Raw genomic sequence first — 26,626 nt, forward strand, 5'->3', positions numbered from 1 at the left:
GTGTTTCTCCAGAAGCTTGTTCGAGAAAGTGTTCTGGTCGGTCAAATCCAGGAATGCCGGGCCGGTAACGTACCGTTGAGGTGGTAGTCGCCCACGGCGTGATACTTCCAACGCACCGGATCGTGCAGGGTGTGCACCCGGGCGTTGCGCCAGTGGCGGTCGAGGTTGAATTCGGCGAGGGTGGCGCGGCTGCCGGCCAGTTCGAACAGCTTCTCGCTGGCCAGCAATGAAATCTCAGTGGTCAGCACCTTGGCTTCGGCCACGGCAATTGAAGCCCGTGCGGCAGACTGGGCGGTTATGGGCGCGGCGCTGACCTGGTCCAGCACCTGGCCGGCTTTGCGCAGCAGCGCCTCAGCCGCGTGCAGTTCGATTTTCAGCTTGCCGATATCGGCGATGACGTAGAGGTCATCGCTGGCCCGTTCCACCTTGGCATCGATCCAGGGTCGGGAGCGTTCGCGCACAAAGCTGATGGTGTCGTCGAGCGCGCCACGGGCGATGCCCGCATCGATGGCTGCCTGGATCAACTGTGAGACGGCACCCTGGATATTCGGGGTTTCGCCCAGGCGCCAGTTTTCCACCACCAGTTCGGCCTCCACCGGGACTTGGTTCAACAGTAGCGTGCCACTGGCGGTAGTGCGCTGGCCGAAACCCGACCAGTCATCGACGATGCGCAGTCCCTGCGTGCCACGACGCACGAACGCCATGACCTGCTGGCCTTGATCGTTCAACGCCTTGACCGCTACCCAATGGGCAAACAGTGCACCAGTGGAGTAAAACTTCTGGCCGCTGATGGTGAAGCCGTCACCCTGGGCGGTGATGCGGGCCTTGAGTTCCAGGGTGTTTTTGGTGCCACGTTCCGGGCCGCCATTGCCGATGCGCCAGCCGTCCAGCACGCTCTGGAACAGCTGCTTTTTCTGCTGGTCGCTGGCGACTCCTTGCAGCAGGTGCAGGATGCCGAAATGATTCTGAGGGATTTGCCCCAGTGCCGGGTCTGCGGCGCTGATGATTGCGAACACCTCGGCCAGGGTCTCGAAGGACACCTGGGGGCCACCGTATTCTCGGGCAATGGACATACTGCCCAGGCCGCTGGCGGTGAACTGTTCGATTTCGGCCCAAGGCAATTTACGTTGCTGATCGCGCCTCGCCGCTTGCAGGCGAGCAGCCTGAGCCAGGGCTCGGGCTGCATCAAGGGCCTCGGCGTCGTTGCGCAGCACTTTGGCGGGCAACAACAGCGGGGCAATGTCCAGATCACTCTGTAAGGGGGTTTCTGCCAAGTTAGACATCAGTGCCGCTCCTTGGCTGCACGCAATGCCCTGGCGTTGCACACCGGGGTAATTCTGACCATACCGACCTCGCATCCGTTGAAAGTAAAAAACAGGAATGTCCGGTGGTCCGGTTTATATACCCTAAACATGTTTATTTTTTAAATAAACTAACTTTTAGGAATATGCATAGAAGGTCTGTCACCCAGCCTCACAGGGAGAGCCGGGGCGACGTGGTTGGTAGGCCGATACGGTCTGGATCAACGGGTGCGGATGGGCGGCGGCGATGCGCAAGGTTCGGGCGGGCGCCCAGCGTGAGTTGTTGCCGACCCAGTCGAGAATGCAATAAGTGACTTCCAGCCGATGATCGTCCCCGGCCTCCTGGATCAGCGCCGAAGGTACCCAGACCTGTATCGGTTTTGCGATGTCGCACGCCTGGATGGGCGACAGGTCCAGGCGCGCGTCTCCCCAACGCAGGGTGATTTCATCGTCGGCGGCCATGTTCAGGTAGGGCTCGATGATCAGTGGCACACCGCGCAACACCTGGCGACTGTTCACGCCGTAACGGCGGATCATCTCGGGCAGGTTTACCGGTGCCAGGTTCTGGTTCTCATCGTTGCATAAAGCCTTGGGCCTGCCGCCGGGATAGTCGACCTTGACCTGTACACAAGTGGCCGCCGATTGCGCCGGACCATGGCCCACCTGCATGACTTGATAATGAATACGCACCGCACCGCTTTGGATAAAACTTTCCGGAATCCGCAGGCGGGTGGATGTGCCGACTTTACCGGCGGTGATGCACCGGGAAGCGATAAAACAGTCGTTCCAGAACAACTCGATCAGGTCTCCTTCGTCCATGCCAGGGTAAGGCGCAATATCAACTTGCAACTGCGTGGCAGCGAGGGCGTTGATGCCGTGTCGATGTGCCTGGGGCAGGGTCGGGGCGGTGAGCATGGGCAGGTTTGAAATACACTTCATTAGTATTCTCCTTGAGGCAGCCAGCAGCGATCGTTCCGAACGTTAAGCGCGGGTGGGCGCCGTAGTCCGAAAGGAACGATTTAATGAAAAGCCAGAATAGGATCCAATCCTCTGAGCGTTAGATAAGAGGGTTGGTTAGTTGGCGTCAAGGGGGGGTACGGGCTAAACAGGAAGTTATGGATTATTCAGAAGGGTCTTACTGCGAGTGCACTTTAAAGGGGGAGGGCGGCGGTGACTTTTACCCAATGATTATTGGGGTTTTCCGAAACTCGGTACATTGTGGAAGAGGGGTTATATAGCGAAGTTTCTTACGGTTTATTGGCGGTTCGATTGCCCGTTGTAAGAGCGAGGGGGAGGCCCTCGCTCTTAAAGGGAGTCAGTCTTTATTAAGGAACTTGCTGAGAAACTGTTGCGTGCGTTCTTTCTTGGGGTTGGCAAACAATGCTTTGGCTTCACCCTGTTCGACAATGATGCCCTTGTCGAAAAAGATCACTCGGTTGGCCACATCCCGAGCAAAACTCATCTCGTGGGTGACGATAACCATGGTGCGGTTTTCTTGCGCCAGGCTGCGGATGGTTTCCAGTACTTCACCCACCAGTTCCGGGTCCAGGGCCGAAGTCGGCTCATCGAACAGGATCACTTCCGGTTCCATGGCCAGGGCCCGTGCAATCGCCACCCGCTGTTGCTGCCCTCCGGACAGCCGACGCGGGTAAGCGTCTTCCTTGCCCACCAGGCCGACCTTGGCCAACAGCTTGCGTCCCAGGGCATCAGCCGCGTCCTTGGGCATCTTCTTGACCACCATGGGCCCTTCAATGACATTTTCCAGGGCGGTGCGATGAGGGAACAGGTTGAAGTTCTGGAATACAAAACCCACATGTTGGCGCAGGCGCCGCACCAGGTTCTGTTGCTGGTTGAGCGGGCGACTGCCGTCGATCTCGATATCCCCGACCTTGATCCGGCCACTGGTGGGTTCTTCGAGGAAGTTCAGACAGCGCAGGAAGGTGGTCTTGCCGGAACCGCTGGGGCCGATGATGGCGATGACTTCGCCTTCCTTGACCTCCAGGTCGATACCGTCAAGCACCACCTGACCCTTGAATTGTTTGGTCAGTTTTTCAACCACGATCATGCTTCAAGACTCCTGGTCATGCCGATTGACCCGCGCTTCCAGACGGTTCTGCAGGTGCGCCAGGGCACTTGCGAGAACCCAGTAGATCAAGGCGGCGGCAAGATACATGGTGAAAATTTCGAAGGTGCGGGCAGTGATCAGTTGCGCCTGGCGGAACAGTTCGGGCACCTGAATGGTGGCGGCCAGGGCAGTGTCCTTGACCAGCGAAATAAAACTGTTGCCCAGTGGTGGCAGTGCCGTACGCATAGCCTGCGGCAGGATGGCCCGGCGCAAGGTTTGCGCGCGGGTCATGCCGATACTGGCAGCGGCTTCCCACTGGCCACGCTCGATGGAACCGATGGCGGCGCGCAGGATTTCACAGGCATAAGCGGCCATGTTCAGCGAGAAGCCGATCAGTGCCGCCGGCAGCGGGTCCAGTTCGATGCCCAGTTGCGGCAAGCCGTAATAGATCACGAACAGTTGCACCAACAGCGGCGTGCCGCGAAAGAACGACACGTAGACCCGGGCGATCCAGCTCACCAGCTTGAGGCGCGACAGGCGCATCAAGGCCAGGCCGAAGCCCAGCAGCAAACCGAAGAACATCCCGCCCAGGCTGAGAATCACTGTGTAGTACGCGCCCTTGAGCAGAAAGGGCGCGGAGCTCAGTGCGAGTTGGAAAGCTGCTTCCATTATTGAGTAACGTCAGCGTTGAAGTATTTTTCAGACAATTTCTTCAAGGTGCCATCAGCGCGCAATTTGTCGATGGCCTTGTTCACCGCGTCAAGCAGTTCAGGTTCGCCCTTGCGCAGGGTCACGCCGGCTTCCTGGCGGGAGAAGGCGTCGCCGGCAACGGCGGTGTCAGGGGCTTTCTTTGCCAGCTCAAGGGCGGCCAGGCGGTCTACCAGAATCGCATCGATACGGCCTACACGCAGGTCCTGGTATTTGGTTGGGTCATCGTCATAGGTTCTGATGATGGCTTTTGGCACGTTGTCCTTGAGCCATTGTTCGTAGTTGGTGCCCAGGCCTACCCCGACTTTCTTGCCTTCCAGGTCGGCAGCAGTCTTGATATTGAGTTTTTCCTGGTTCTTTTTCAGTACCAGGGCCTGGATCCCGGAAACGGTGTAGGGCTGCGAGAAATCATATTTCTTCTTACGCTCTTCGGAAATAGTCACCTGGTTGATCACCGCGTCCAGGCGCTTGGAGTCCAGCGACGCAAGGATGCCATCCCATTTGGTGGCTTGCAGCTTGACCTTCACGCCCAGCTCTTTGGCCAGGGCTTCTGAGAACTCCACTTCAAAACCGCTCAGCTTGCCGCTCTCGTCGACGAAGCTGAACGGCGGGTAGGTCCCTTCCACGCCGACTTTGAGCTCGCCGGCTTTTTTTATGGCCGCCAGTTGCTCGCCGGCAACCGCCTGGCCCAGCCAACCAGCGCCGAGTGCCAACCCCAATGTGCCAACCAGTAACGTGCGACGTAATACAGAAATAGTCATGACAAGCCCCTGTGTTTTTTATGTGAGCGAAGCAGGTGACAGCAGTAAACGTATCCTGCCTTAAAAGCACCGTGTGCGTCTGCGGAGTGACTATAAAACGAGCTTATAAGACTTGAAAATAATATAAATTGATTTTTTTATTCGTTATTTGAATATTGGTATTGTTCAGAATATCGAATCATAAGCAAACAACGCCGGCGCTCCGCCGGTGTGCAGGAATATGATCGGGCCGGCCTCGAAACGCTGGCGGCCAATGCCATCCAACAGGCCGGCCATGGCCTTGCCGGTGTAGACCGGGTCCAGCAAGAGGCCTTCCTGGCTCGCCAGCAGTTTGATCGCCGCCAGGGTGCCGGCGTTTGGCTCACCATAACGGGGGGCAAAATATTCGTCCCACAAGGTCACCTTGAAGCTGTTTGGGATCGCTATGTCGAGCAGCTCAGCCGTGCGTTCGGCCAGCCCTTGCACCTTGGGGCGCTGGGCTTCGTCAGTGCGCGATACGGTGACGCCAATTACCGGCAAGTCCGGCAGCACTTCACTCAACGCCAGAGCCAGGCCGCTGTGAGTGCCTGCGCTGCCGGAGGCCAGGAGCACGGCGGCGAATTGAATGCCGCTGTCTTCAATTTGCCCGGCCAATTCCAGCCCGGCCCGCACATAACCCAGGGCGCCGAGGGCGTTGGAGCCACCGATGGGCACCAGGTACGGCTTCTTGCCATTACTGCGCAAACGATCGCCGAGGGCGTTGAGTAGCTCATCGGCGTTATCCAGGTTCTCCACCAACTCAACCTTGGCATTGAACAGTTCCAGCAGCAGGCGATTACCATTGCCCAGGTAGTTGGGGTCTTCGGTACCGACAGGGTTTTCCAGCAGGGCCACGCAATCCAGGCCCAGCTTGGCCGCCAAAGCCGCAGTTTGCCGCACATGGTTGGATTGGATGGCGCCGGCAGTCACCAAGGTGTCGGCACCTTGGGCAAGGGCATCGGCTGCGAGGTATTCTAGTTTGCGCAACTTATTGCCACCCATGGCCAACGGCGTGGTGTCATCGCGTTTAACGTAGATATCGCGACCCAGCCAGGCCGACAGTCGCTCGAGTTTTTCCAGAGCAGTGGCGCCGCCCAGCAGTTCCAGGCGGTTAAAACGGTCGAGCTGTTGTTTGATCATGGTTACGCACAGAGGGCCAGTGATTGAGCGACTATAGGCAGGCACTTTTCATCGAGCAACCGTCAATCGCTTAGGTCGCTTGGTTATGTGCTTGGCATGATTGGTTCTTAAGGTGGATGCTGTGGCATATCGTAGAGTAGTGGCCGTTTTAGCTGCAAGCTGCAAGCTATAAGCTTCAAGTCGATGAGGCTTGCAGCAGCATCGACCCCCTTTTTTCAGGAGTTTCCACATTGACTGAGCGCTCTCATTGGCAGTTACAGACCATCGTCAGCCAGTTGCGCAGCGCCCGGGACCAGTGGCGCACGCGCAATGGGCGGGTCAGTGGTGAGCAAGGCGGACGCGAGTTGCCTTCGCGGGACGCTATGGCGCAGATTCTCGAAGCGTTGTGTGGGGCATTGTTCCCGATGCGCCTGGGGCCCGTGGATTTGCGTGAAGAAAGTGAAGACTTCTACGTTGGCCACACCCTGGATGTAGCCTTGAATGCCCTGTTGGCCCAGGCGCGGTTGGAGCTGCGTTACGCGGCGCGCCAGGGCGGGCAAGAGGACAGCGAGATCAATGCCACCGCTATCCGCCTGATCCAGGACTTCGCCCTGGCGTTGCCGGCCTTGCGCAGCCTGTTGGACACCGATGTACTGGCCGCCTACCACGGTGACCCGGCTGCCCGCAGCGTCGATGAAGTATTGCTGTGCTACCCCGGCATCCTGGCGGTGATTCACCATCGCCTGGCTCATCATCTTTATCGTGCCGGGTTGCCGCTGCTGGCGCGGATCAGCGCGGAAATCGCCCATTCGGCCACCGGCATCGACATCCACCCTGGCGCACAGATCGGCCAGAGCTTCTTTATCGACCATGGCACGGGTGTGGTGATTGGCGAGACTGCAATCATCGGTGAGCGGGTGCGTATCTACCAGGCCGTAACCTTGGGCGCCAAACGGTTTCCAGCGGACGAGGACGGGCAATTGCAGAAAGGTCATCCGCGTCACCCGATTGTCGAGGATGACGTGGTGATCTATGCCGGGGCGACGATCCTGGGCCGGATCACCATTGGCCAGGGCTCGACCATTGGCGGCAATGTCTGGCTGACTCGCAGCGTGCCGGCGGGTGTCAACCTGACCCAGGCGAATTTGCAGCATGATGATGGGACGCAGAAGTAGGACTCGTCCAGGCTGAACTCCCACGCAGGGCGTGGGAACGATCAACGATTTGCCATCCCCGCTCGTCATACCAATTCTTGAGCTAGTGTAGGAATGACCTACCGCTCGGCCCTGGGATTAGTCTCAAAACGCCTATTCATGTTTAACTTGACTGTTCGTTCAAGTTAAATAGGTGGTTCGCTGCCCGCTCACAACAGGAGGCTTACCTTTGCCGAGTCCGTTTTTTACAGCCACATCCCACACCCTTGAGGTGCACCTTTCATGAGTGGATCGTCCACCCCTTCAAGCGGTCTGATCCGCATGAATCCGCCGGTGTTTTACTTTGCCGCGAGCTTCATCCTGCTGTTCGGCCTGACGGTTATCGCCATTCCTGAACAAGCTGGGGCCTGGCTGCTGGCGGCGCAAAACTGGGCGGCCAATACGGTCGGCTGGTACTACATGCTGGCGATGACCCTGTATCTGGTCTTCGTGGTGGTCACCGCGCTATCTGGCTACGGCAAGATCAAGCTCGGTGCCGACCACGACGAGCCCGAATTCAGTTACCTGTCCTGGGCCGGCATGCTGTTCGCCGCCGGGATCAGCATCACGTTGTTTTTCTTCTGCGTCTCGGAGCCTTTGACTCACCTGGTGCAACCGCCCCAGGGCGAAGCCGGTACCGCCGAGGCCGCGCGCCAAGCCATGCAGATCCTGTTTCTGCACTGGGGCCTGCACGGCTGGGGCGTGTTCGCCTTTGTTGGCATGGCCCTGGCGTATTTCGCCTACCGGCATAACCTGCCGCTGGCGTTGCGCTCGGCGCTGTATCCGCTGATCGGCAAGCGCATCAACGGCCCTATTGGCTACGCGGTGGATGGCTTCGGCATTATCGCTACAGTGTTTGGCCTCGGCGCCGATATGGGGTTTGGCGTATTGCACCTCAACTCCGGGCTCGACTACCTGTTCGGCGTGGCCCACACCCAGTGGGTCCAGGTCGGCCTGATCACCTTGATGATGGGGGCGGCGATCCTGGTGGCCGTGGCGGGCGTCGACAAGGGCGTGCGAGTAATGTCCGACATCAACATGCTGCTGGCCTGTGCGCTGCTGCTGTTCGTGCTGTTCGCCGGGCCCACCCAGCACTTGCTCAACACCCTGATCCAGAACATCGGTGATTACCTCGGCGCCTTGCCGACCAAAAGTTTCGACCTTTACGCCTATGACAAGCCCAATGACTGGCTCGGCGGCTGGACCGTGTTCTATTGGGCCTGGTGGATCGCATGGTCGCCGTTCGTGGGCCTGTTTATCGCGCGTATTTCCCGTGGCCGCACCATTCGCGAGTTCGTCTTCGGTGTGCTGTTGATCCCGCTGGGTTTCACCCTGGCGTGGATGTCGATTTTCGGCAATAGCGCCATCGATCAGGTGCTCAACCACGGCATGACCGCCTTGGGTGCATCGGCTATCGATGACCCGTCGATGAGCCTCTACCTGTTGCTGGAAACCTACCCGTGGAGCAAGGTCGTCATTACGGTCACGGTGTTTATCAGCTTCGTGTTCTTCGTTACCTCCGCCGACTCCGGCACCGTCGTGCTGTCGACCCTGTCAGCCAAAGGTGGCAACGCCGATGAAGACGGGCCGAAATGGCTGCGGGTGTTCTGGGGCGCGATGACCGCGCTGGTGACCAGTGCCTTACTGTTTGCCGGCAGTATCGATTCGTTGAAATCGGCGGTGGTGCTGACCTCATTACCATTCTCGATGATCCTGCTGCTGATGATGTGGGGGCTGCACAAGGCTTTCTACCTCGAATCCCAGAAGCAGATTGCGCAACTGCACTCCCTGGCGCCGGTCTCGGGATCGCGCAAGGGCCGTGGTGGTTGGCGCCAGCGTTTGACCCAGGCCGTGCACTTCCCGTCGCGGGATGAGGTGTACCGTTTCCTCGAGACCACCGTGCGTCCGGCGATTGAAGAAGTGACGGCAGTCTTCGTCGAGAAGGGGCTGAGCGTGGTCACCCAGCCCGATCCGGTCAACGACAGTGTCAGCCTGGAGATCGGCCATGGCGAAGAGCATCCGTTTGTCTATCAGGTGCAGATGCGCGGCTACTTCACGCCGTCGTTTGCCCGGGGTGGCATGGGCTCCAAAGAGATCAACAACCGTCGCTATTACCGGGCGGAAGTGCATTTGAGTGAAGGTAGCCAGGATTACGACCTGGTGGGCTACACCAAGGAGCAGATCATCAACGACATCCTTGATCAGTACGAGCGCCACCTGCAGTTCCTGCACCTGGTTCGCTAAGGCACATGGCGAGCGGGTAGCTCTTTGCTGTAAAAAGGACCGGCACACTTAAGCGTTTCAGCTGTCCTTGAAGGGCGCGAAGGTATGGTTATCTTCGCGCCCTGCTTGTTTAGACCAGAGAGGATTCGATGACTTACATTGCTGCCCAAAACCGCTATGAATCTATTCCCTATCGCCGCGTAGGCCGCAGTGGGTTGGTGCTGCCGGCACTGTCCCTGGGGTTGTGGCACAACTTTGGCGACAGCACTCCCATCGACACCCAGCGCGCTTTGCTGCGTACCGCGTTCGACCTGGGGATCAACCACTTCGACCTGGCCAACAACTACGGCCCGCCCTATGGCAGCGCCGAGATCAATTTCGGTCGCTTGCTGCGTGAAGATTTCAAGCACTACCGCGACGAACTGATCATCTCCAGCAAGGCTGGCTGGGATATGTGGCCCGGCCCTTATGGCCAGGGCGGTGGTTCGCGCAAATACGTATTGGCGAGCCTGGACCAGAGCCTGCAACGCCTGGGTGTCGACTATGTGGATATTTTCTACTCTCACCGCTTTGATGCCGATACCCCGCTGGAAGAAACCGCCAGCGCCCTGGCCACCGCCGTGCAACAGGGCAAGGCGTTGTACATTGGTATCTCGTCTTACTCGGGGGCGAAAACCCGGGAAATGGCGGCGCTCCTCAAGGAGTGGAAAGTCCCGCTATTGATCCACCAACCGGCCTACAACCTGCTCAACCGTTGGGTGGAAAAAGACCTGCTGGACGCCACCGACGAACTCGGTGCCGGGGTGATTGCGTTCACGCCGCTGGCCCAGGGCTTGTTGACCGATAAATATCTCAACGGTGTGCCGGCCGATGCGCGGGTAAATCGACCGGGAGGTGGTTCATTGCAGGCTTCGCACTTGTCCGATGCCAACATCGCCCATGTACGCGCCCTCAATGAAATTGCCCAGCGTCGTGGGCAAAGCCTGGCCCAACTGGCCCTGGCCTGGACCCTGCGCGATCCTCGGGTAACCAGTGCATTGATCGGTGCGAGCCGGCCGGAGCAGATCATTGAAAACGTCGGGGCGTTGAAGAACTTGAGCTTCAGTGCGGATGAGCTGGCGGAGATTGATCGGTTTGCCCAGGAGGGTGGGATCAACTTGTGGGAAAAGCCGTCCACGGCGCAATAAGCTAATGGATCGTTCCCATGCAGAGCGTGGGAGCGATCAGCGGCTCAATCTAGAACGGCACATCCCCCAGAATTGTCGCCCGATGCATCACCCGCCGCTGTGGCCGGTAATCGTCGACGGCATAGTGCTGGGTCACGCGGTTGTCCCAGAACGCCACGTCGTTTGCCTGCCAGCGCCAGCGAATGGTGAATTCCGGACGGGTGGCGTGGGCAAACAACAGCTTGAGGATGGCTTCGCTTTCGGCAGGTTCCAGTTCGTTGATCTTGCTGGTGAAACCTTCACTGACGAACAGTGATTTACGCCCGCTCACCGGGTGGGTGCGGATGACTGGGTGGGACAGCGGCGGGTTCTTTCTGCGGGTTTCCTCCCAGCGCGCCAGGTCCTCGGGCGTGTTGCCGTACCGCTCCAGAGGAAAGGAGCGGGTGAAATCGTGGGTCGCGGTCAAGCCGCTCAATAGCCCCTTCATCGGTTCCGATAACGCCTCATAGACGGCGATGCCGCTGGCCCACAAGGTGTCGCCGCCAAATTCCGGTAGCAGCTTGGCGCTGAGTACTGCGCCGAGGGCCGGGGTGGGCAAAAAGGTCACGTCGGTGTGCCAGATGGCATTGTCGCGCACGTCAGTGACGGCAGTGTCGAGGATCAGTACTTCGGGTTGCTGCGGTACGTTTGGGTAGATCGGGTGAATGTGCAGGTCGCCGAAATTGGCCGCAAATCGTGCTTGCTGTTGCGGGGTGATCGGCTGATCGCGAAAGAACAGCACCGAGTGTTTGAGCAGCGCCTGTTCGATGGCGTCGCGCTGCCCGGTGTTCAGCGGTTGGGCAATGTCGACGCCACTGATCTGGGCGCCAAGGGCGGTGCTGAGGGGAGTTACGGTCAGGCTGCTCATGGGGTTCTCTTGAATATTGGGCGCCGATCTGTCGGCGTAGTCAGTGCTGTTGTGCTTAATGTGCCTGGCCGTGCCACGGCACCAGTTTGCGCTGCAGGGCACGCAGGCCCATTTCCATGGCGAAGGCGATCATGGCGATGACCAGGATCCCCAGCACCACCACATCGGTGACCAGGAACTGCGCCGCGGACTGCACCATGAAGCCCAGGCCGCTGGTGGCGGCGATCAGTTCGGCAGCCACCAGGGTCGACCAGCCGACCCCCAGGCCAATCCGCACACCGGTGAGAATGTCGGGCAGGGCGCTCGGCAAAATCACATGGCGAATCAACTGGGCCCGGGTCGCGCCCAAAGACTGCGCAGCACGCAATTTGGCCGGGTCGACTGTGCGCACACCAGTTGCGGTGGCGATGGCAATCGGGGCAAAAATCGCCAGGTAGATCAGCAGCACCTTGGACAGCTCGCCGATGCCACACCAGATGACGATCAGCGGCAAATAGGCCAGCGGAGGGATTGGCCGGTAGAACTCGATCAGTGGATCAAGAATGCCGCGGGCGATGCGATTGGCGCCGATAGCGATGCCTACCGGCACCGCCGTCAGCACCGCGAAGCCCAGGCCCAGGCCGATGCGGCTGAGGCTCGCACCCAGGTGCTGCCACAGGGTGGAATCCATGTAGCCGGTGGTCGCCAGCAACCAGCCTTTTTGCAGCACGGCAGACGGAGGTGGCAGGAATAGCGGTTCGATCCATTCACTGGCGGTTACGGCCCACCAGATGGCCAACAAGGCAACCAGGGTCAGCACACTGATCCAGCGGGTACTCAAGCTGCGGCGCACGGGGGCGGCGGCTTTATGCACAGGGTTGGTGGCCGTGGCCGGTAATTCATAGCTGCTCATGCACACACCTGCCGTTGGGAGAACACCTTGCCCAGCACGTGTTCGCGGGTTTCGATAAAGTGTGGGTCGGACTTGATCGCCCGTGCGGACTCTCCGGCGGCGTAGCGCTGGCCGAAGTCCAGGCTCAGGCGCTCGACAATCTGGCCCGGGTTGGGCGCCAGCAGAATCAAATCGGTAGCGAGGAACACGGCTTCTTCGATGTCGTGGGTAATCAGGAACACCGGCTTGGCCGTGCGCCGCCAGACCTGCAGCAGCAACTCCTGCATCTGTTCGCGGGTGAACGCATCGAGGGCGCCGAAAGGCTCGTCCATCAGCAGCACCCGAGGGTCTGCGGCCAATGCCCGGGCCAGGCCGACGCGCTGCTTCTGGCCGCCGGACAGTTGCCAGATACGGCGGCTGTCAAAACCTGCCAGGTCCACCAGGGCGAGCATTTCACGGGCACGAACTTCACGCTGGGCCTTGGGCACGCCAGCCAACGCCAGGCCGAAGCCGACATTGGCCAACACATCTTGCCAAGGCAGCAGGGCATCGTCCTGGAACACGACCCCACGTTCGGCACTGGGTCCCTTTACGGGCACGCCGTCGAGGGTGATACGCCCGGCACTGGGTTCGACGAAGCCGGCAATCAGGTTCAACAGCGAAGTCTTGCCACTGCCGGAAGGGCCAAGGGCGACCAGCAATTGCTGTGGCCCCAGGCTCAGGGAAATGTCCGCCAGCACAGGCGCCGTGGCGCCTGGATACTGTGCGCTGATGCGCTCCAGTTGTAGCAAGGCCATCGCGGTTAACTCCTGATATCAGTTAGTGATGAACTTCGGGCTGACGTAGGGGGCGTAGTCCGGCAGTACGGCGTCGACCTTGCCTTGCTCCTTGAGGAACGCGGCGGTGTCGGTGACAGCCTTGGTAGTCGGCGCGCCGAGGAGGACGATCTGGTCAGCTGCCAGCGGGTAGACGTTGCCTTGCAGCAGCAAGGGAATGTCGCTGGCCTTGGCGCCGGAGAGCTTCACCAGTTTGTCGACGTTGCCTTTGTCGGCGAGCCAGGCTTGCGGGTCTTTGCGGTAAGCGGCGTAGGCATCCAGCGTGACCTTGGCGAAGGCGGTGACGATTTGCGGATGCTTCTCGGCGAAGTCTTTACGCACGATCCATGCATCGAAGGTCGGCGCACCGAACTTCGCCAGTTCGCCAGAGGTGATCAGCACCTTGCCGTTTTCCTTGGCCACGCCCAAGGCAGGGTCCCAGACGTAGGTGGCGTCGATATCACCGCGTTTCCAGGCGGCGATGATCGCCGGTGGCGCGAGGTTGAGGATGGTGACTTTCGCGGGGTCGATGTTCCAGTGCTTCAATGCCGCCAACAGGCTGTAGTGGCCGGTTGAAACAAAAGGCACGGCGATTTTCTTGCCGATCAGATCCTGCGGGCTGCTGATCCCGGAACCGTTACGCGCCACCAGGGCTTCGGCGCCACCGATCTGGGTGGCGATCAGGAAGGTTTGCACCGGGACTTTGCGGGTGATGGCAGCGGTCAGTGGGCTGGAACCTAGGTAGCCGATCTGCACATCACCGGACGCGATGGCGGTGATGACGTCGGAACCGTTGTCAAATTTGCGCCAGTCGATCTTGGCATTGGTGGCTTTTTCATAAGCACCGTCGGCCTGGGCGACTTTCGCCGGGTCCACGGTGGTCTGGTAGGCAATGGTGACATCGGCTGCATGGGCAAACAGGCTGGCACCGGCCAGGGAAAGTGCCGCCAGGAGGCGTAGGGGGGGAAACATTTTCAAGGGGAAGATCCTCATCAGGCGGCCGAAAATCGGCGTGTAATGAGACTAAATGATCTAAGAACAAGAAAATAAATAACTTTTTCGCATTAGCTTATGTAGGAGCGAGCTTGCTCGCGAAAACCTGAAAACAACGCGCCCATCCAGACAGTACGGGTTATCGTTGACGTTCTTCGCGAGCAAGCTCGCTCCTACAGTGGGCTGTAGCCTGTCAGTTACTGATCGCCAGGATACTCGCCTGGTACGCCCCGACAAACACGTCGAAATCCCCCACTTCGTTCTGTTCAAGCTCTGCCTGTTGCACCAGCGAGTCGCGCGCCAACTCTTCAAAGCGGGCTTGCTCGTCAGCTGGCAGTGGCTCATTGCGGAAGAATTCGGCGTGTGCCTGACTCTGACGCAGAGAGAACTGCGCAAAGCTCTCCTTGTGCTCGCTCATGGCCGCCAACACCTGGGCTGACGGCGTCAGGGACGGGTCCTTGATCTTCGCCCACTGGGCGTCCAGCGCCTGGCTGTGTTCGTCAACGCCCTGGCTCTGGTCCAGCAACGCCGCCAGCGGAGCAATCTTCTCCAGCAACTCGGTGGCCCATTCCTTCATGTCCACCGACTGGCCTTTGTGCTGCAGTTGCAGGCCCGGACGACGACCTTCCTTGACCACGCTGAGGAAGTTGGACGTGGCGTTGCTGCATTCGTTGTTCTCGAACAGCGGGCTATCATTCAGTGCGCAATACAGCAGGAACGCGTCGAGGAAACGCGACGTTTGCAAGTCGATGCCCATCGGCAGGAACGGGTTGATGTCCAGGCAGCGTACTTCGATGTACTGGATGCCTCGGGCCATCAGCGCCTGGATCGGCCGTTCGCCGGTGTAGGTCACGCGCTTGGGACGGATGTTGGAGTAGTACTCGTTTTCGATCTGCAGGATGTTGGTGTTGAGCTGTACCCATTCACCGTCCTTGTGGGTACCGACTTCGGCATACGGCGCGTAGGGCGTTGCCACCGCTGTGCGCAGGCTGTCGGTGTAGCTGGCCAGATCGTTGTAGCACGGGGTCAGGCCGGCCTGGGCGTTGCTCTGGTAGCCCAGGTCGCTCATGCGCAGGCTGGTGGCGTAGGGCAGGTACAGGGTGTCGGCATCCAGCACATCCAACTGATGAGCGCGGCCGCGCAGGAAGCCCGCGTCCAGGGCTGGAGAGGCGCCAAACAGGTACATCAACAACCAGCTATAGCGGCGGAAGTTGCGGATCAGCGCGATATAGGCCGTGGACTGGTAGTCACGGTCGGTACCGACAAAGCCTTCGGCTTCCTTGAGCAGCGGCCAGAGCTCTTCCGGCAGGGAAAAGTTGTAGTGGATCCCGGCGATGCACTGCATGGTCTTGCCGTAGCGCAGGGCCAGGCCCTTGCGGTACACGTACTTGAGCTGACCGATGTTGGAGGTGCCGTAATAGGCGATCGGGATATCTTCCTCGGCCGGCAACGGGCACGGCATCGATGGACTCCACAGGTACTCGTTGCCAAGTTTGCTGTAGGCAAAACGGTGAATCTTGTCGAGGCTGCTCAGGGTGTCGGCCGGCTTGGGCAGCGCCGGCGTGATGAACTCCAGCAGCGACTCGGAATAGTCCGTGGTGATCTGCCCGTGGGTTAGCGCGGCGCCCAATGCCTCGGGATGTGGCGTTTGAGCCAGTCGCCCTTCAGCGGTAACGCGCAGGCATTCACGCTCGATGCCGTGCAGGCATTGCTCGAGCAAAGAGAGGTGTTCGTGCTTGCCAAGCAGTGCCAGGCGGCGGTTGAGAAGTTCGCTCAAGTTGGATTCCTTCACGCGTCAGTCGCCCCAATATGGGGGTGGGCAGGACGGTCTACAAGGGTGAAGTGGAAACTGGCGTTATCGCCTGGTTTTTGAGCAGGAGTCCCCCCACTCTGAAAGCGCCGCTCCATCCTTGAATCTGGCTATCGCGCACGAAGTTAAAGTTCGGCGCAACTTTCGCAGCGCCGAAACTAACTCAAATCGATGACAGGGGGCTATAGGACAGCGAAGGTGCCTTGCGCTTTTGCGACCAATTTTTCGTCCTGGTACACATCGGCTTCGACCACCAGGGTGCGTCGGCCCGGATGAATTACCCGGGCGGTACACAGCACGTCGCCGTCAGACACGGCGCGGATGTAGTTGATTTTGCACTCGATGGTCGCACTCTTCTGGTCGAAACCATGGGAACTGGAGCAGGCCAGCCCCATGGCAATGTCCACCAGGCTGAAAATCGCTCCGCCGTGGAGCTTGCCAGACCGATTGCGCAGGTTTGGCTCCAGGGTCAGGGCAACCTCGGCAACGCCCTGCTCAAGGCGTTGCAGGCGGCAACCGATTAAGTTGCTGAAAGCACTTTGGGTCAAGCTGGCTGACAGTTCCATTAGCGCTTCTTCAGTTGTTTGGCGTTGGCAAACAGCGAAGCCATGGCGTTATTGGCCGGGACTGCAGTGGTTTCCTTGCGCGGCGTGCTGTTTTCAGAGCGGTTTTGCGACTGGCGTGGTGCCGAGCCTGGGCGTGCGCCGCGGGCTCCGTCGATTTTCTCGCCGGGGGTGTCGCTCATACGCATCGACAGGCCGACACGCTTGCGCGGGATGTCGATTTCCATGACCTTGACCTTGACCACGTCGCCGGCTTTCACCGCCTCGCGTGGGTCCTTGATGAACTTCTCGGAAAGCGCAGAGATGTGCACCAAACCGTCCTGATGCACGCCGATGTCCACAAATGCGCCGAAGTTGGTCACGTTGGTGACCACGCCTTCGAGGATCATCCCCAGTTGCAGGTCCTTGAGGTCTTCGACGCCTTCCTGGAACTCGGCGGTCTTGAACCCCGGACGCGGGTCGCGGCCAGGTTTTTCCAGCTCTTGCAGGATGTCGGTAATGGTTGGCACGCCGAAGGTTTCGTCGGTGTACTTTTTCGGATCCAGGCGCTTGAGGAACGCGGCGTCCCCGATCAGCGAGCGGATGTCACGGTCGGTTTCAGCGGCAATGCGCTGCACCAGCGGGTAGGCTTCCGGGTGAACCGCCGAGGCGTCGAGCGGGTTGTCGCCAGCCATGACGCGCAGGAAACCGGCGGCTTGCTCGAAGGTTTTTTCACCCAGGCGCGCCACTTTTTTCAGCGCGGCACGGGTCTTGAACGCGCCGTTTTCATCACGGTGGTTGACGATATTCTGCGCCAGAGTGGCGTTGAGGCCGGAAATACGCGCCAGCAGCGCGACAGAGGCGGTGTTTACATCGACGCCGACGGCGTTCACACAGTCTTCCACCACTGCGTCCAGGCCGCGGGCCAGTTTCAGTTGCGACACATCGTGCTGGTACTGGCCGACACCGATGGATTTCGGGTCGATCTTCACCAGTTCGGCCAGCGGGTCCTGAAGACGACGGGCGATGGACACGGCGCCACGGATCGACACGTCGAGGTCCGGGAACTCCTTGGAAGCCAGCTCCGAAGCCGAATACACCGAAGCGCCAGCTTCGGAGACCATGACCTTGGTCATTTTCATGCCTGGGTACTTTTTGATCAGCTCGGCAGCCAGCTTGTCGGTTTCGCGGCTGGCGGTGCCATTGCCGATGGCGATCAGGTCCACGGCATGCTTGGCGCACAGGGCGGCGAGGATGGCGATGGTCTGGTCCCATTTGTTGTGAGGAACGTGAGGGTAAACGGTGGCGTGATCCAGCAACTTGCCCGTGGCGTCCACCACTGCAACCTTGCACCCGGTACGCAGGCCCGGGTCCAGGCCCAGGGTGGCGCGCGGGCCGGCCGGGGCGGCCAGCAGCAGGTCGTGCAGGTTGTGGGCGAATACATTGATCGCCTCGGTTTCGGCGCCGTCGCGCAACTCGCCCAGCAGATCGGTTTCCAGGTGGGTGTAGAGCTTGACCTTCCAGGTCCAGCGCACGACTTCACCGAGCCACTTATCCGCAGGACGATTCTGATTCTGGATGCCGAATTGTTGACCGATCATGCCTTCGCACGGGTGCATGGTGCCTGGCAACTCGTCGCCAATTTTCAGCGAGGAGCTGAGAATACCCTCGTTGCGACCACGGAAAATCGCCAGGGCGCGGTGGGATGGCATGCTCTTGAGCGGTTCGTCGTGCTCGAAGTAGTCGCGGAACTTGGCGCCTTCTTCTTCCTTGCCGGCGATGACGCGGGCACTGAGGGTGGCCTCCTGCTTGAGGTAGTTGCGCAATTTTGCCAGCAGGTTGGCGTCTTCGGCGAAACGCTCCATGAGGATGTACTTGGCGCCTTCGAGAGCGGCCTTGACATCGGCGACGCCTTTTTCAGCATCGATGAAGCGCGCAGCTTCGCTTTCCGGGGCCAGGGACGGGTCGTTGAACAGGCCGTCGGCCAGTTCGCCAAGGCCGGCTTCCAGGGCTATCTGGCCTTTTGTGCGGCGCTTTTGCTTGTACGGCAGGTACAAGTCTTCGAGGCGGGTCTTGGTGTCGGCGAGCTTGATGTCGCGTTCAAGTGCAGGGGTCAGCTTGCCCTGTTCCTCGATGCTGGCGAGGATGCTGATGCGCCGCTCGTCGAGTTCTCGCAAGTAGCGCAGGCGTTCTTCCAGATGCCGCAACTGGATATCATCGAGGCTGCCGGTCACTTCTTTACGGTAACGGGCGATGAAAGGCACCGTGGAGCCCTCATCCAGTAGAGCGACGGCCGCTTCGACCTGCTGTGGGCGTACACCGAGTTCCTCGGCGATGCGGCTGTTGATGCTGTCCATAAAACCACCTGAAATTCTGAAAGCAGGCTCGTGGGCTCGGAAAAACGAGGCCCTGCGAGGCTGGTTGAGCGGCCCGACTGGCGCCGCTGCCTGGGTCAAGAGGCTGCCTATTGACCCTCGAAATCGGAAAATCACTGCAAGGCCGCGAAAAAAGACGCCCTGCAGTAAACAGTAATGATCTGACGTTGCCCTGCACAAAGGCGGCGCATTATAACCAGCGTTCTGCCCTATGGGGGATTGAGCCGGTAGTTGTAGGGCTAGGGTTCGCTGGCGGTAGAGGAAAAATCTGCTAACAATGCACACGGTGCGTATAACGGCAGCTACGCCATAATGCGCACCGAGCTAAGAGGAGCATCCAATGAGCAGCACTGCACCAACTGCTGAAGGCGAAAAAATTCTCATCGTTGATGACGATCCTGGGCTGAGTAGCCTGCTGGAGCGTTTTTTCAACTCCAAGGGCTATCGTGCCCGGGCGGTGCCAAACACCGAGCAAATGGACCGTCTCCTGGGGCGCGAAGTATTCAACCTGGTCATACTCGACCTGATGCTGCCCGGCGAAGACGGCCTGACCGCCTGCAAGCGCCTACGCGGCATGAACAACCAGATTCCGATCATCATGCTGACCGCCAAGGGCGATGAGCTGAGCCGTATCAAGGGGCTCGAACTGGGTGCCGACGATTACCTGGCCAAGCCGTTCAATCCCGATGAACTGATGGCGCGGGTCAAGGCGGTGTTGCGTCGCCAGGCCGCTCCGGTGCCGGGAGCCCCGGGCAGCGAAGACGAAAGCGTGACCTTTGGCGACTATGAGTTGTCGCTGGCCACCCGCGAGCTGAAGCGTGGCGATGAAGTCCACATGCTCACCACCGGCGAATTCGCGGTGCTCAAGGCCCTGGTGATGAACGCTCGCCAGCCACTGACCCGTGACAAGCTGATGAACCTGGCCCGTGGTCGCGAATGGGACGCCCTGGAGCGCTCCATCGACGTGCAGATCTCTCGTCTGCGCCGGATGATCGAGCCGGACCCATCCAAGCCGCGCTATATCCAGACGGTGTGGGGCGTGGGTTATGTATTCGTGCCGGACGGCACTGCGACCAAGTGATCGATGATTTGCAGGTGCGGGCATCCCGGAGTTCGTCCCCTTGAGGGGCGACTGGATGCCCGGCATCTGTATTTCTGCGAGTACCGCTCGCTCCTGCAAGGTGTCTAGCTGTCTTCTATGAAAACCCCGCTGTGGTTCCCGCAAAGTTTTTTCTCTCGCACCCTTTGGCTGGTGCTGATTGTTGTTCTGTTTTCCAAGGCGCTGACCCTTGTTTATCTGCTGATGAACGAAGACGTGCTGGTGGATCGGCAGTACAGCCACGGCGTGGCCTTGACCTTGCGTGCCTACTGGGCTGCAGACCCCGAGAACCGCGAGACGATCGCAAAGGCGGCAACGCTGACTCGAGTTGTGGGGGCTGGTGTGCCAGAAGGCGAACAGCATTGGCCCTACAGTGAGATTTACCAACGCCAGATGCAGGCTGAACTGGGTGAAGACACCGAAGTGCGGCTGCGCATGCATGTGTCGCCGGCACTGTGGGTGCGGGCACCGAGCCTGGGGGATGGCTGGCTGAAAGTGCCACTGTATCCGCATCCGCTGCGAGGACAGAAAATCTGGAACGTGCTGGGCTGGTTCCTTGCTATCGGCTTGCTGTCCACTGCATCGGCGTGGATTTTTGTGCGCCAACTCAACCAACCGCTTAAACGCCTGGTTTTTGCCGCTCGCCAACTGGGGCAAGGGCGTAGTGTGCGCTTGCCGATCAGCGACACACCGAGTGAAATGACCGAGGTGTACAGCGCCTTCAACCAGATGGCCGAGGATGTGGAACAGGCCGGTCGGGAGCGCGAGTTGATGCTCGCGGGTGTATCCCATGACTTGCGCACACCGTTGACGCGCTTGCGGCTCTCCCTGGAGCTAATGGGCAACCATACCGACCTCACCGATGACATGGTTCGTGACATCGAAGACATGGATGCGATTCTCGACCAGTTCCTGGCGTTTATCCGTGATGGCCGTGACGAGGTGGTGGAGGAGCTTGACCTGACGGACCTGGTGCGTGAAGTGGTGGCGCCCTATAACCAGAACGGTGAGCAGGTGCGAATGCGGCTGGAGCCGATCCAGCCGTTTGCGTTGCGCCGGGTGTCGATGAAGCGGTTGCTGAACAACCTGATCGGCAATGCCTTGCATCACGCCGGCTCTGATGTGGAGGTGGCCGCTTACGTATCGGGAGACCCTAGCGCCCCTTATGTGGTGCTGAGTGTCATGGACCGTGGTGCCGGCATCGATCCGCAAGAGTTGGAAGGCATCTTCAACCCCTTCACCCGTGGCGACCGTGCCCGTGGCGGCAAGGGTACCGGCCTGGGGTTGGCGATTGTGCGGCGGATTGCCTCGATGCATGGTGGCAATGTTGAGCTACGCAACCGGGTTGACGGTGGCCTGGAAGCGCGGGTGCGCTTGCCGCTGGGGCTGATGTTGCCCAGAGATGCGGTGTAGCAGAAGCAAGCCACAAGCTACAAGAAAAAAGCGGGGACTCTCTTCTCTTGTAGCTTTTAACTTGCAGCTTGTAGCTGTTCCCCTAACCCTTGCCTTTGGTGCGCGTCATGTTCGGCCCACCATTCTTCTCCAGATGCTGGATGATGATTCCCGCCACATCCTTGCCGGTGGTGGTCTCGATTCCTTCCAGGCCAGGTGAAGAGTTTACCTCCATCACCAATGGTCCGTGATTGGAGCGCAAGATATCCACCCCTGCGACACTCAACCCCATGACCTTGGCCGCTCGCAGCGCCGTCATGCGCTCTTCCGGGGTGATCTTGATCAGGCTGGCGCTACCGCCTCGGTGCAGGTTGGAGCGAAACTCTCCGGGCCTGGCCTGGCGTTTCATCGCTGCAATCACCTTGTCGCCGACCACGAAGCAACGGATATCCGCGCCACCGGCTTCCTTGATGTATTCCTGGACCATGATGTTCTGCTTGAGGCCCATGAATGCCTCGATCACCGACTCTGCCGCCGTGGCGGTTTCACAGAGCACCACGCCGATGCCCTGGGTGCCTTCCAGCACCTTGATCACCAGTGGTGCGCCGTTGACCATCTCGATCAAGTCGGGAATGTCATCGGGGGAGTGGGCAAAGCCGGTCACAGGCAAGCCAATACCGCGCCGTGACAATAACTGCAGCGAGCGCAGCTTGTCCCGGGAGCGGGCGATGGCCACTGATTCGTTGAGCGGAAACACCCCCATCATTTCAAACTGGCGCAACACCGCACAGCCATAAAAGGTCACCGAGGCGCCGATCCGCGGGATGACCGCGTCGAAGCCTTCCAGTGGCTTGCCCCGGTAGTGGATCTGCGGCTTATGACTGGCAATGTTCATATAGGCGCGCAATGTATCGATCACCACCATTTCATGGCCGCGTTCGGTGCCGGCCTCGACCAAGCGACGGGTGGAATACAGACGCGGGTTACGCGACAGCACAGCGATCTTCATGCAACACCTGTGGCAGAGATACTCGAGACCGGGAACACCGGCTTGTCTTGAACGTATTTGAGCCCTGGGTTGACTACCAGTTGGCCGTCAATCAGGGCTTTGGAACCGAGCAACAGGCGATAGCGCATGGCTTTTCGGCAGGCGAGGGTGAACTCTACTCGCCACACCCGATCACCCAAGGCCAGGGTTGTGCTGATGACATAGCGCACCTGCGCCTGGCCGTTGGAGCTCTTGATGGTTTTCATCGCCACCAGTGGTGCTTCGCAGCGTCGGTGACGCAGTTGCACCACACTTCCCAGGTGTGCGGTGAAGCGCACCCACTTTTCACCGTCGCGCTCGAACGGTTCGATCTCGGTGGCGTGCAGGCTTGAGGTACTGGCACCGGTGTCGATTTTGGCGCGCAGGCCCGCTACTCCCAGCTCGGGAAGGGCCACCCACTCACGCAGACCGACAACGGTCAAATGGTCAAATGTCTTCAATATGGATAACCGGCAATCAGAAATATTTCGTTGTCCTTGAGGACAGTAACGTTCAACTGCTCACGGATTGTGACAATCCCCAAACCGTCACTGTGGGTGACGCGCCGAATTCGCGGTATTCACGCAGAATATTCGGCAAATGGCGACCGTTATCTATCGGGTTTCAGAAAACAGGTGGTTCATTGCAAACTCACAGAAACAGCGTGACACCTGGCGTATCTTAAGTGAGCCCAAGGGTTTATGCGTCGAAGGGGTTCAACGGTAAAGTTGCGGCATTTTTCAGAGCGAGGAATTCAAGTGGCTCAAAAGCAGGAAGAGGACGAAAAAGTCCGTTTGGACAAGTAGCTGTGGGCGGCGCGTTTCTACAAGACTCGTGCCTTGGCCAAGGCGGCCATCGAGAGTGGCAAGGTGCATTGCCGTGGGGAACGCTGCAAGCCGGGTAAGGAGCCGCGCATTGGCGATGAGTTCCAGATCCGCATCGGTTTTGATGAGAGGAGCGTAGTGGTCCAGGCACTGTCCATCGTTCGTCGCGGGGCACCAGAAGCCCAGGCGTTGTACGCCGAGACCGAAGCCAGCATTGCCAAGCGCGAAAAAGCGGCGGCGATGCGTAAGGCGGGATCCATCGGTGTCAGTACCGATGGCAAGCCGAGTAAGAAGCAGCGGCGCGACTTGTTTAAATTTCGCGGCAGCGGCAACGATGATTGATGGGTTCACTGACCGGAGCCGCAAGAGGCTCGTTGAACAGATGAAACAGCCACTCGTCGAAAATCACACAAAGCATCTGGCCCGCTGGCCACAGCCAAAAACACAGCAACCCCAGAACAAGTAAATTGCGCAAGGCCAACCGCCTGAAGTTCCACTTGGCTTGGAACAAACCCGGATTGTTCATAAACTGTTTGCTCTTTGCCCTGAAAGCTTTTCGTTTCTCCGTAAAAAGTTGCACCAAAATGGTGCCAGCGCACGTAGCTCTATAAAGTTTGCCATCATTTTGTCATCAATTCAGATACCCAGACCTATGACTGATTTACCGGATACCGACTTCACCCAACGCTTCATCTTCGACGACAACGACGCCCGTGGCGAACTGGTCGCCCTGGAGCGCAGTTATGCCGAAGTCCTCGCCAAGCACCCCTATCCGGAGCCGGTCGCGCAATTGCTCGGTGAGCTGATGGCTGCCGCCGCGCTGTTGGTTGGCACCATGAAGTTCGATGGATTACTGATCCTCCAGGCCCGTTCCGAAGGCCCGATCCCGTTGTTGATGATCGAATGTTCCAGCGAACGTGAAATCCGTGGCCTGGCCCGTTATGAAGCCGACCAGATCGCACCGGACGCCACCCTGGCCGACCTCATGCCCAACGGCGTACTGGCGCTCACCGTCGACCCGACCGAGGGCCAGCGCTATCAGGGCATCGTCGATCTTGATGGCGAAACACTGTCCGACTGTTTCACCAACTATTTCGTGATGTCCCAGCAAGTGGGCACCCGCTTCTGGCTCAACGCCGACGGCAAGCGCGCTCGTGGCTTGCTGTTGCAGCAGTTGCCGGCCGATCGCATCAAGGACGACGATGATCGCGTCGAAAGCTGGCGTAACATCACTGCACTGGCCGGCACCTTGACCGCCGAAGAGTTGTTGGGCCTGGGCAACGAAACCATTCTGCACCGCCTGTACCACGAAGAGGCCGTGCGGATGTTTGACGTGCAGCCCCTGTGTTTCCGCTGCAGTTGCTCCCGCGAGCGTTCGGCCAACGCCTTGGTGAGCCTGGGCCTGGAGGATGCCCAGAGCCTGGTGGTGGAACACGGCGGTCACATCGAAATCGACTGCCAGTTCTGTAACCAGCGCTATCTGTTCGATGCTGCGGATATCGTTCAACTGTTCGCCGGGGCGGGTGTCGACAGCCCCTCAGGCACCCGCCACTAAAACGTTTAAGCACAGGTAATTCACCTGAAAAATGCCGGATTAGCGCAGTTCTGACGGGAGGGCCCTACTCTTTTTGGACTTTTCTGGCATAATCCGGCCCACTTTTTTCGCGGTAGTAGTGCGCAACTTTCTACTACAAAACGTTTGGAGCACTCGGCCATTGGCCGACGGGGAACCTCATGACGCAAGCCAATAACGCCGTATACACCGATCTGAGTGTTGACGATCTGGTCAAAGAAGCCCTGCAGCGCGGTGAAGGCGAGCTTGCCGATACTGGCGCGCTGGTCGTACGTACCGGTCACCGGACCGGCCGTTCGCCGGTCGACCGTTTCATCGTTGAAGAGCCTTCCACCCAGGACGCTATTGCCTGGGGCCCGATCAACCGCAAGTTCCCGGCCGACAAGTTCGACGCACTGTGGAACCGCGTTGAAGCCTTCATCGGCGAGCGTGAGCGTTTTGTATCCCACGTTCACGTAGGTTCCGACCCTGCGCACTACCTGCCGGTCAAAATGACCACGGGTACCGCCTGGCACAACCTGTTCGGCCGTTGCCTGTTCATCAACCCTGAAGCAGGCCAGTACAACGCCGGCGACAAGGGCGAGTGGCAGATCCTCAACGTTCCAGAGTTCGTCTGCGAACCTGAGCGTGACGGGACCAACTCCGACGGCACCGTGATCATCAACTTCGCGGCCAGGAAAGTGCTGATTGCTGGCATGCGTTACGCCGGCGAAATGAAAAAAGCCCTGTTCTCCGTGCAGAACTTCCTATTGCCTGCGGTAGACGTGTTGCCAATGCACTGTGCCGCCAACATGGGCGAAGAAGGCGACGTGACGTTGTTCTTCGGCCTGTCGGGTACTGGTAAAACCACCCTGTCTGCCGACGAAAGCCGCTACCTGATCGGCGACGACGAACACGGCTGGGGCGTGGGCGTGGTCTTCAACATCGAAGGCGGTTGCTATGCCAAGTGCATCGACCTGTCCGAGAAAAACGAGCCGGTCATCTGGAAAGCCATCCAACATGGTGCAGTGTTAGAAAACGTCGTACTTGATGCCGACAAAAAGGCCGACTACGCCGACGACAGCCTGACCCAGAACAGCCGCGCCGCTTACCCCCGTGAACTGATCGAAAAACGCGCACCGAAAAACCTCGGTGGCGAGCCAAACGCGGTGATCTTCCTGACCTGCGACCTGACCGGCGTACTGCCGCCAGTGTCCATCCTCAGCGAAGAACAAGCGGCCTACCACTTCCTGTCCGGCTACACCGCATTGGTAGGCTCGACTGAAATGGGTTCCGGCAGCGGCATCAAGTCGACCTTCTCCACCTGCTTCGGCGCCCCGTTCTTCCCGCGCCCGGCTGGCGAATACGCAGAGCTGCTGATCAAGCGCATCCGCGGTTTCGGCTCCAAGGTCTACCTGGTCAACACCGGTTGGACCGGCGGCGGCTACGGCGTTGGCAAGCGCTTCAACATCCCGACCACCCGTGGCGTGATTGCAGCGATCCAGAGCGGCGCGCTGATTGGTGCTGAGACCGAGCACCTGGACACCGTTAACCTCGACGTGCCATTGGCCGTACCGGGCGTTGAGACTGGTCTGTTGAACCCACGTAACACCTGGGCTGACAAGGCTGCCTACGATGAAGCGGCGAAAGCGCTGGCGGGTCTGTTCATCGAGAACTTCAAGAAGTTTGAAGTGAGCGATGCGATCAAGGCGGCTGGTCCGAAGTTGTAAGATTTCGGTAGCTGTTTGAAAAAGCCGCCCTTTATGGGCGGCTTTTTTGTAGGCGAAAGGTTAGTCGACAGCGGTTACAGGGATCATTTGTAGCCGCTGGCGCAGCCTGGGGGCCTTGAAACCGCTGAAGGTCCT

Annotated in this window: 23 protein-coding genes and 1 pseudogene; 8 read left to right on the plus strand and 16 right to left on the minus strand. The window is 59.4% G+C overall.

The genetic code is table 11. The annotated features are described in order from the left end of the window. Positions 1 to 41 precede the first annotated feature (41 nt). The 6 genes from GIR22_RS11590 to GIR22_RS11615 form a co-directional block, all read right to left on the minus strand. Positions 42 to 1,283 carry an SfnB family sulfur acquisition oxidoreductase gene (locus GIR22_RS11590; RefSeq protein WP_154743454.1) on the minus strand — a complete coding sequence of 414 codons (1,242 nt, stop codon included), beginning with the start codon at positions 1,281 to 1,283 and terminating at the stop codon, positions 42 to 44. Between the two features lie 180 nt (positions 1,284 to 1,463). After that, positions 1,464 to 2,240 (minus strand): hypothetical protein, encoded by a 777-nt coding sequence (locus GIR22_RS11595; RefSeq protein WP_154743455.1) that lies wholly within the window; start codon positions 2,238 to 2,240, stop codon positions 1,464 to 1,466. 376 nt (positions 2,241 to 2,616) lie between these two features. Further along, complete coding sequence (gene tcyN, locus GIR22_RS11600; protein WP_154743456.1) at positions 2,617 to 3,366, minus strand: L-cystine ABC transporter ATP-binding protein TcyN; 750 nt, start codon at positions 3,364 to 3,366, stop codon at positions 2,617 to 2,619. Positions 3,367 to 3,369: 3 nt separating this feature from the next. Further along, on the minus strand, positions 3,370 to 4,035 hold the full coding sequence (tcyL, locus tag GIR22_RS11605; protein ID WP_154743457.1) for a cystine ABC transporter permease: 666 nt from the start codon (positions 4,033 to 4,035) through the stop codon (positions 3,370 to 3,372). Beyond that, entirely contained in the window at positions 4,035 to 4,835 is an 801-nt protein-coding gene (tcyJ, locus tag GIR22_RS11610) for a cystine ABC transporter substrate-binding protein (RefSeq protein WP_154743458.1), read from the minus strand. The genes tcyL and tcyJ overlap by 1 nt, the downstream gene beginning before the upstream one ends. A 165-nt stretch (positions 4,836 to 5,000) precedes the next feature. Then, a complete protein-coding gene (locus GIR22_RS11615) occupies positions 5,001 to 5,993 on the minus strand; it encodes a D-cysteine desulfhydrase (RefSeq protein WP_154743459.1) in 993 nt (330 codons plus the stop codon). Between the two features lie 230 nt (positions 5,994 to 6,223). Between GIR22_RS11615 and epsC the strand changes: the two genes are divergently transcribed. The 3 genes from epsC (at position 6,224) to mgrA (ending at position 10,575) form a co-directional block, all read left to right on the plus strand. Then, the gene (epsC, locus tag GIR22_RS11620; protein WP_154743460.1) at positions 6,224 to 7,147 is read left to right on the plus strand and encodes a serine O-acetyltransferase EpsC; all 924 of its coding nucleotides are present in this window, start codon (positions 6,224 to 6,226) and stop codon (positions 7,145 to 7,147) included. A gap of 300 nt (positions 7,148 to 7,447) precedes the next feature. Beyond that, on the plus strand, positions 7,448 to 9,409 hold the full coding sequence (gene betT, locus GIR22_RS11625) for a choline transporter BetT (RefSeq protein ID WP_178122212.1): 1,962 nt from the start codon (positions 7,448 to 7,450) through the stop codon (positions 9,407 to 9,409). A 128-nt stretch (positions 9,410 to 9,537) separates the two neighbouring features. Beyond that, on the plus strand, positions 9,538 to 10,575 hold the full coding sequence (gene mgrA / locus GIR22_RS11630) for an L-glyceraldehyde 3-phosphate reductase (protein WP_154743462.1): 1,038 nt from the start codon (positions 9,538 to 9,540) through the stop codon (positions 10,573 to 10,575). A 49-nt stretch (positions 10,576 to 10,624) separates the two neighbouring features. On the opposite strand, the gene tauD is transcribed toward mgrA, so the two are convergent. From tauD to GIR22_RS11665, 7 genes are all read right to left on the minus strand, one after another. Continuing rightward, entirely contained in the window at positions 10,625 to 11,461 is an 837-nt protein-coding gene (gene tauD, locus GIR22_RS11635; RefSeq protein WP_154743463.1) for a taurine dioxygenase, read from the minus strand. A 55-nt stretch (positions 11,462 to 11,516) separates the two neighbouring features. Continuing rightward, the gene (gene tauC / locus GIR22_RS11640) at positions 11,517 to 12,353 is read right to left on the minus strand and encodes a taurine ABC transporter permease TauC (RefSeq protein WP_154743464.1); all 837 of its coding nucleotides are present in this window, start codon (positions 12,351 to 12,353) and stop codon (positions 11,517 to 11,519) included. Then, a complete protein-coding gene (gene tauB, locus GIR22_RS11645) occupies positions 12,350 to 13,129 on the minus strand; it encodes a taurine ABC transporter ATP-binding subunit (protein ID WP_154743465.1) in 780 nt (259 codons plus the stop codon). Before tauB ends, tauC begins: the two co-directional genes overlap by 4 nt. Positions 13,130 to 13,147: 18 nt before the next feature. Next, positions 13,148 to 14,125, minus strand: coding sequence for a taurine ABC transporter substrate-binding protein (tauA, locus tag GIR22_RS11650; RefSeq protein WP_154743466.1), 978 nt, complete (start codon positions 14,123 to 14,125; stop codon positions 13,148 to 13,150). Between the two features lie 208 nt (positions 14,126 to 14,333). Continuing rightward, positions 14,334 to 15,917 (minus strand): glutamate--cysteine ligase, encoded by a 1,584-nt coding sequence (gene gshA, locus GIR22_RS11655; RefSeq protein WP_154743467.1) that lies wholly within the window; start codon positions 15,915 to 15,917, stop codon positions 14,334 to 14,336. A 215-nt stretch (positions 15,918 to 16,132) separates the two neighbouring features. Beyond that, a complete protein-coding gene (locus GIR22_RS11660) occupies positions 16,133 to 16,516 on the minus strand; it encodes a PaaI family thioesterase (RefSeq protein ID WP_154743468.1) in 384 nt (127 codons plus the stop codon). After that, the gene (locus GIR22_RS11665; RefSeq protein WP_154743469.1) at positions 16,516 to 18,849 is read right to left on the minus strand and encodes a Tex family protein; all 2,334 of its coding nucleotides are present in this window, start codon (positions 18,847 to 18,849) and stop codon (positions 16,516 to 16,518) included. Before GIR22_RS11665 ends, GIR22_RS11660 begins: the two co-directional genes overlap by 1 nt. 358 nt (positions 18,850 to 19,207) lie before the next feature. On the opposite strand from GIR22_RS11665, the gene ompR reads away from it, so the two are divergent. Beyond that, entirely contained in the window at positions 19,208 to 19,948 is a 741-nt protein-coding gene (gene ompR, locus GIR22_RS11670; protein WP_154743470.1) for an osmolarity response regulator transcription factor OmpR, read from the plus strand. A gap of 117 nt (positions 19,949 to 20,065) precedes the next feature. Next, positions 20,066 to 21,379 carry an ATP-binding protein gene (locus tag GIR22_RS11675; RefSeq protein WP_154743471.1) on the plus strand — a complete coding sequence of 438 codons (1,314 nt, stop codon included), beginning with the start codon at positions 20,066 to 20,068 and terminating at the stop codon, positions 21,377 to 21,379. Positions 21,380 to 21,461: 82 nt separating this feature from the next. Here the strand turns inward: GIR22_RS11675 and rimK are convergent, their stop codons facing one another. Together rimK and rimB are read right to left on the minus strand one after the other, a co-directional pair. Continuing rightward, on the minus strand, positions 21,462 to 22,367 hold the full coding sequence (gene rimK, locus GIR22_RS11680; RefSeq protein WP_154743472.1) for a 30S ribosomal protein S6--L-glutamate ligase: 906 nt from the start codon (positions 22,365 to 22,367) through the stop codon (positions 21,462 to 21,464). Continuing rightward, positions 22,364 to 22,846: a retropepsin-like aspartic endopeptidase RimB gene (rimB, locus tag GIR22_RS11685; RefSeq protein WP_154743473.1), complete on the minus strand. Its 483-nt coding sequence runs from the start codon at positions 22,844 to 22,846 to the stop codon at positions 22,364 to 22,366. The genes rimK and rimB overlap by 4 nt, the downstream gene beginning before the upstream one ends. Positions 22,847 to 23,191: 345 nt before the next feature. On the opposite strand from rimB, the gene GIR22_RS11690 reads away from it, so the two are divergent. Further along, on the plus strand, positions 23,192 to 23,551 hold the full coding sequence (locus tag GIR22_RS11690) for an RNA-binding S4 domain-containing protein (RefSeq protein ID WP_246208253.1): 360 nt from the start codon (positions 23,192 to 23,194) through the stop codon (positions 23,549 to 23,551). Positions 23,552 to 23,570: 19 nt separating this feature from the next. Here the strand turns inward: GIR22_RS11690 and GIR22_RS26400 are convergent. Further along, positions 23,571 to 23,735: pseudogene (locus GIR22_RS26400) on the minus strand (phosphatase PAP2 family protein); the annotation flags it as partial. A gap of 126 nt (positions 23,736 to 23,861) precedes the next feature. On the opposite strand from GIR22_RS26400, the gene hslO reads away from it, so the two are divergent. Further along, a complete protein-coding gene (gene hslO, locus GIR22_RS11695; protein ID WP_154743474.1) occupies positions 23,862 to 24,764 on the plus strand; it encodes an Hsp33 family molecular chaperone HslO in 903 nt (300 codons plus the stop codon). Positions 24,765 to 24,943: 179 nt separating this feature from the next. Beyond that, complete coding sequence (locus tag GIR22_RS11700; RefSeq protein ID WP_154743475.1) at positions 24,944 to 26,491, plus strand: phosphoenolpyruvate carboxykinase; 1,548 nt, start codon at positions 24,944 to 24,946, stop codon at positions 26,489 to 26,491. Positions 26,492 to 26,626 lie beyond the last annotated feature (135 nt).

Origin of the sequence: Pseudomonas karstica (assembly GCF_009707515.1) — a bacterium.
In the GTDB taxonomy this organism is placed as follows: Bacteria; Pseudomonadota; Gammaproteobacteria; order Pseudomonadales; family Pseudomonadaceae; genus Aquipseudomonas; species Aquipseudomonas karstica.

Coding starts and splice junctions, on each gene's coding strand:
- GIR22_RS11590 (WP_154743454.1), bottom strand. CDS start 1,283: ATGTCTAACTTGGCAGAAACCCCCTTACAGAGTGATCTGGACATTGCC.
- GIR22_RS11595 (WP_154743455.1), bottom strand. CDS start 2,240: ATGAAGTGTATTTCAAACCTGCCCATGCTCACCGCCCCGACCCTGCCC.
- tcyN (WP_154743456.1), bottom strand. CDS start 3,366: ATGATCGTGGTTGAAAAACTGACCAAACAATTCAAGGGTCAGGTGGTG.
- tcyL (WP_154743457.1), bottom strand. CDS start 4,035: ATGGAAGCAGCTTTCCAACTCGCACTGAGCTCCGCGCCCTTTCTGCTC.
- tcyJ (WP_154743458.1), bottom strand. CDS start 4,835: ATGACTATTTCTGTATTACGTCGCACGTTACTGGTTGGCACATTGGGG.
- GIR22_RS11615 (WP_154743459.1), bottom strand. CDS start 5,993: ATGATCAAACAACAGCTCGACCGTTTTAACCGCCTGGAACTGCTGGGC.
- betT (WP_178122212.1), top strand. CDS start 7,448: ATGAATCCGCCGGTGTTTTACTTTGCCGCGAGCTTCATCCTGCTGTTC.
- mgrA (WP_154743462.1), top strand. CDS start 9,538: ATGACTTACATTGCTGCCCAAAACCGCTATGAATCTATTCCCTATCGC.
- tauD (WP_154743463.1), bottom strand. CDS start 11,461: ATGAGCAGCCTGACCGTAACTCCCCTCAGCACCGCCCTTGGCGCCCAG.
- tauC (WP_154743464.1), bottom strand. CDS start 12,353: ATGAGCAGCTATGAATTACCGGCCACGGCCACCAACCCTGTGCATAAA.
- tauB (WP_154743465.1), bottom strand. CDS start 13,129: ATGGCCTTGCTACAACTGGAGCGCATCAGCGCACAGTATCCAGGCGCC.
- GIR22_RS11660 (WP_154743468.1), bottom strand. CDS start 16,516: ATGGAACTGTCAGCCAGCTTGACCCAAAGTGCTTTCAGCAACTTAATC.
- GIR22_RS11665 (WP_154743469.1), bottom strand. CDS start 18,849: ATGGACAGCATCAACAGCCGCATCGCCGAGGAACTCGGTGTACGCCCA.
- ompR (WP_154743470.1), top strand. CDS start 19,208: ATGAGCAGCACTGCACCAACTGCTGAAGGCGAAAAAATTCTCATCGTT.
- GIR22_RS11675 (WP_154743471.1), top strand. CDS start 20,066: ATGAAAACCCCGCTGTGGTTCCCGCAAAGTTTTTTCTCTCGCACCCTT.
- rimK (WP_154743472.1), bottom strand. CDS start 22,367: ATGAAGATCGCTGTGCTGTCGCGTAACCCGCGTCTGTATTCCACCCGT.
- hslO (WP_154743474.1), top strand. CDS start 23,862: ATGACTGATTTACCGGATACCGACTTCACCCAACGCTTCATCTTCGAC.
- GIR22_RS11700 (WP_154743475.1), top strand. CDS start 24,944: ATGACGCAAGCCAATAACGCCGTATACACCGATCTGAGTGTTGACGAT.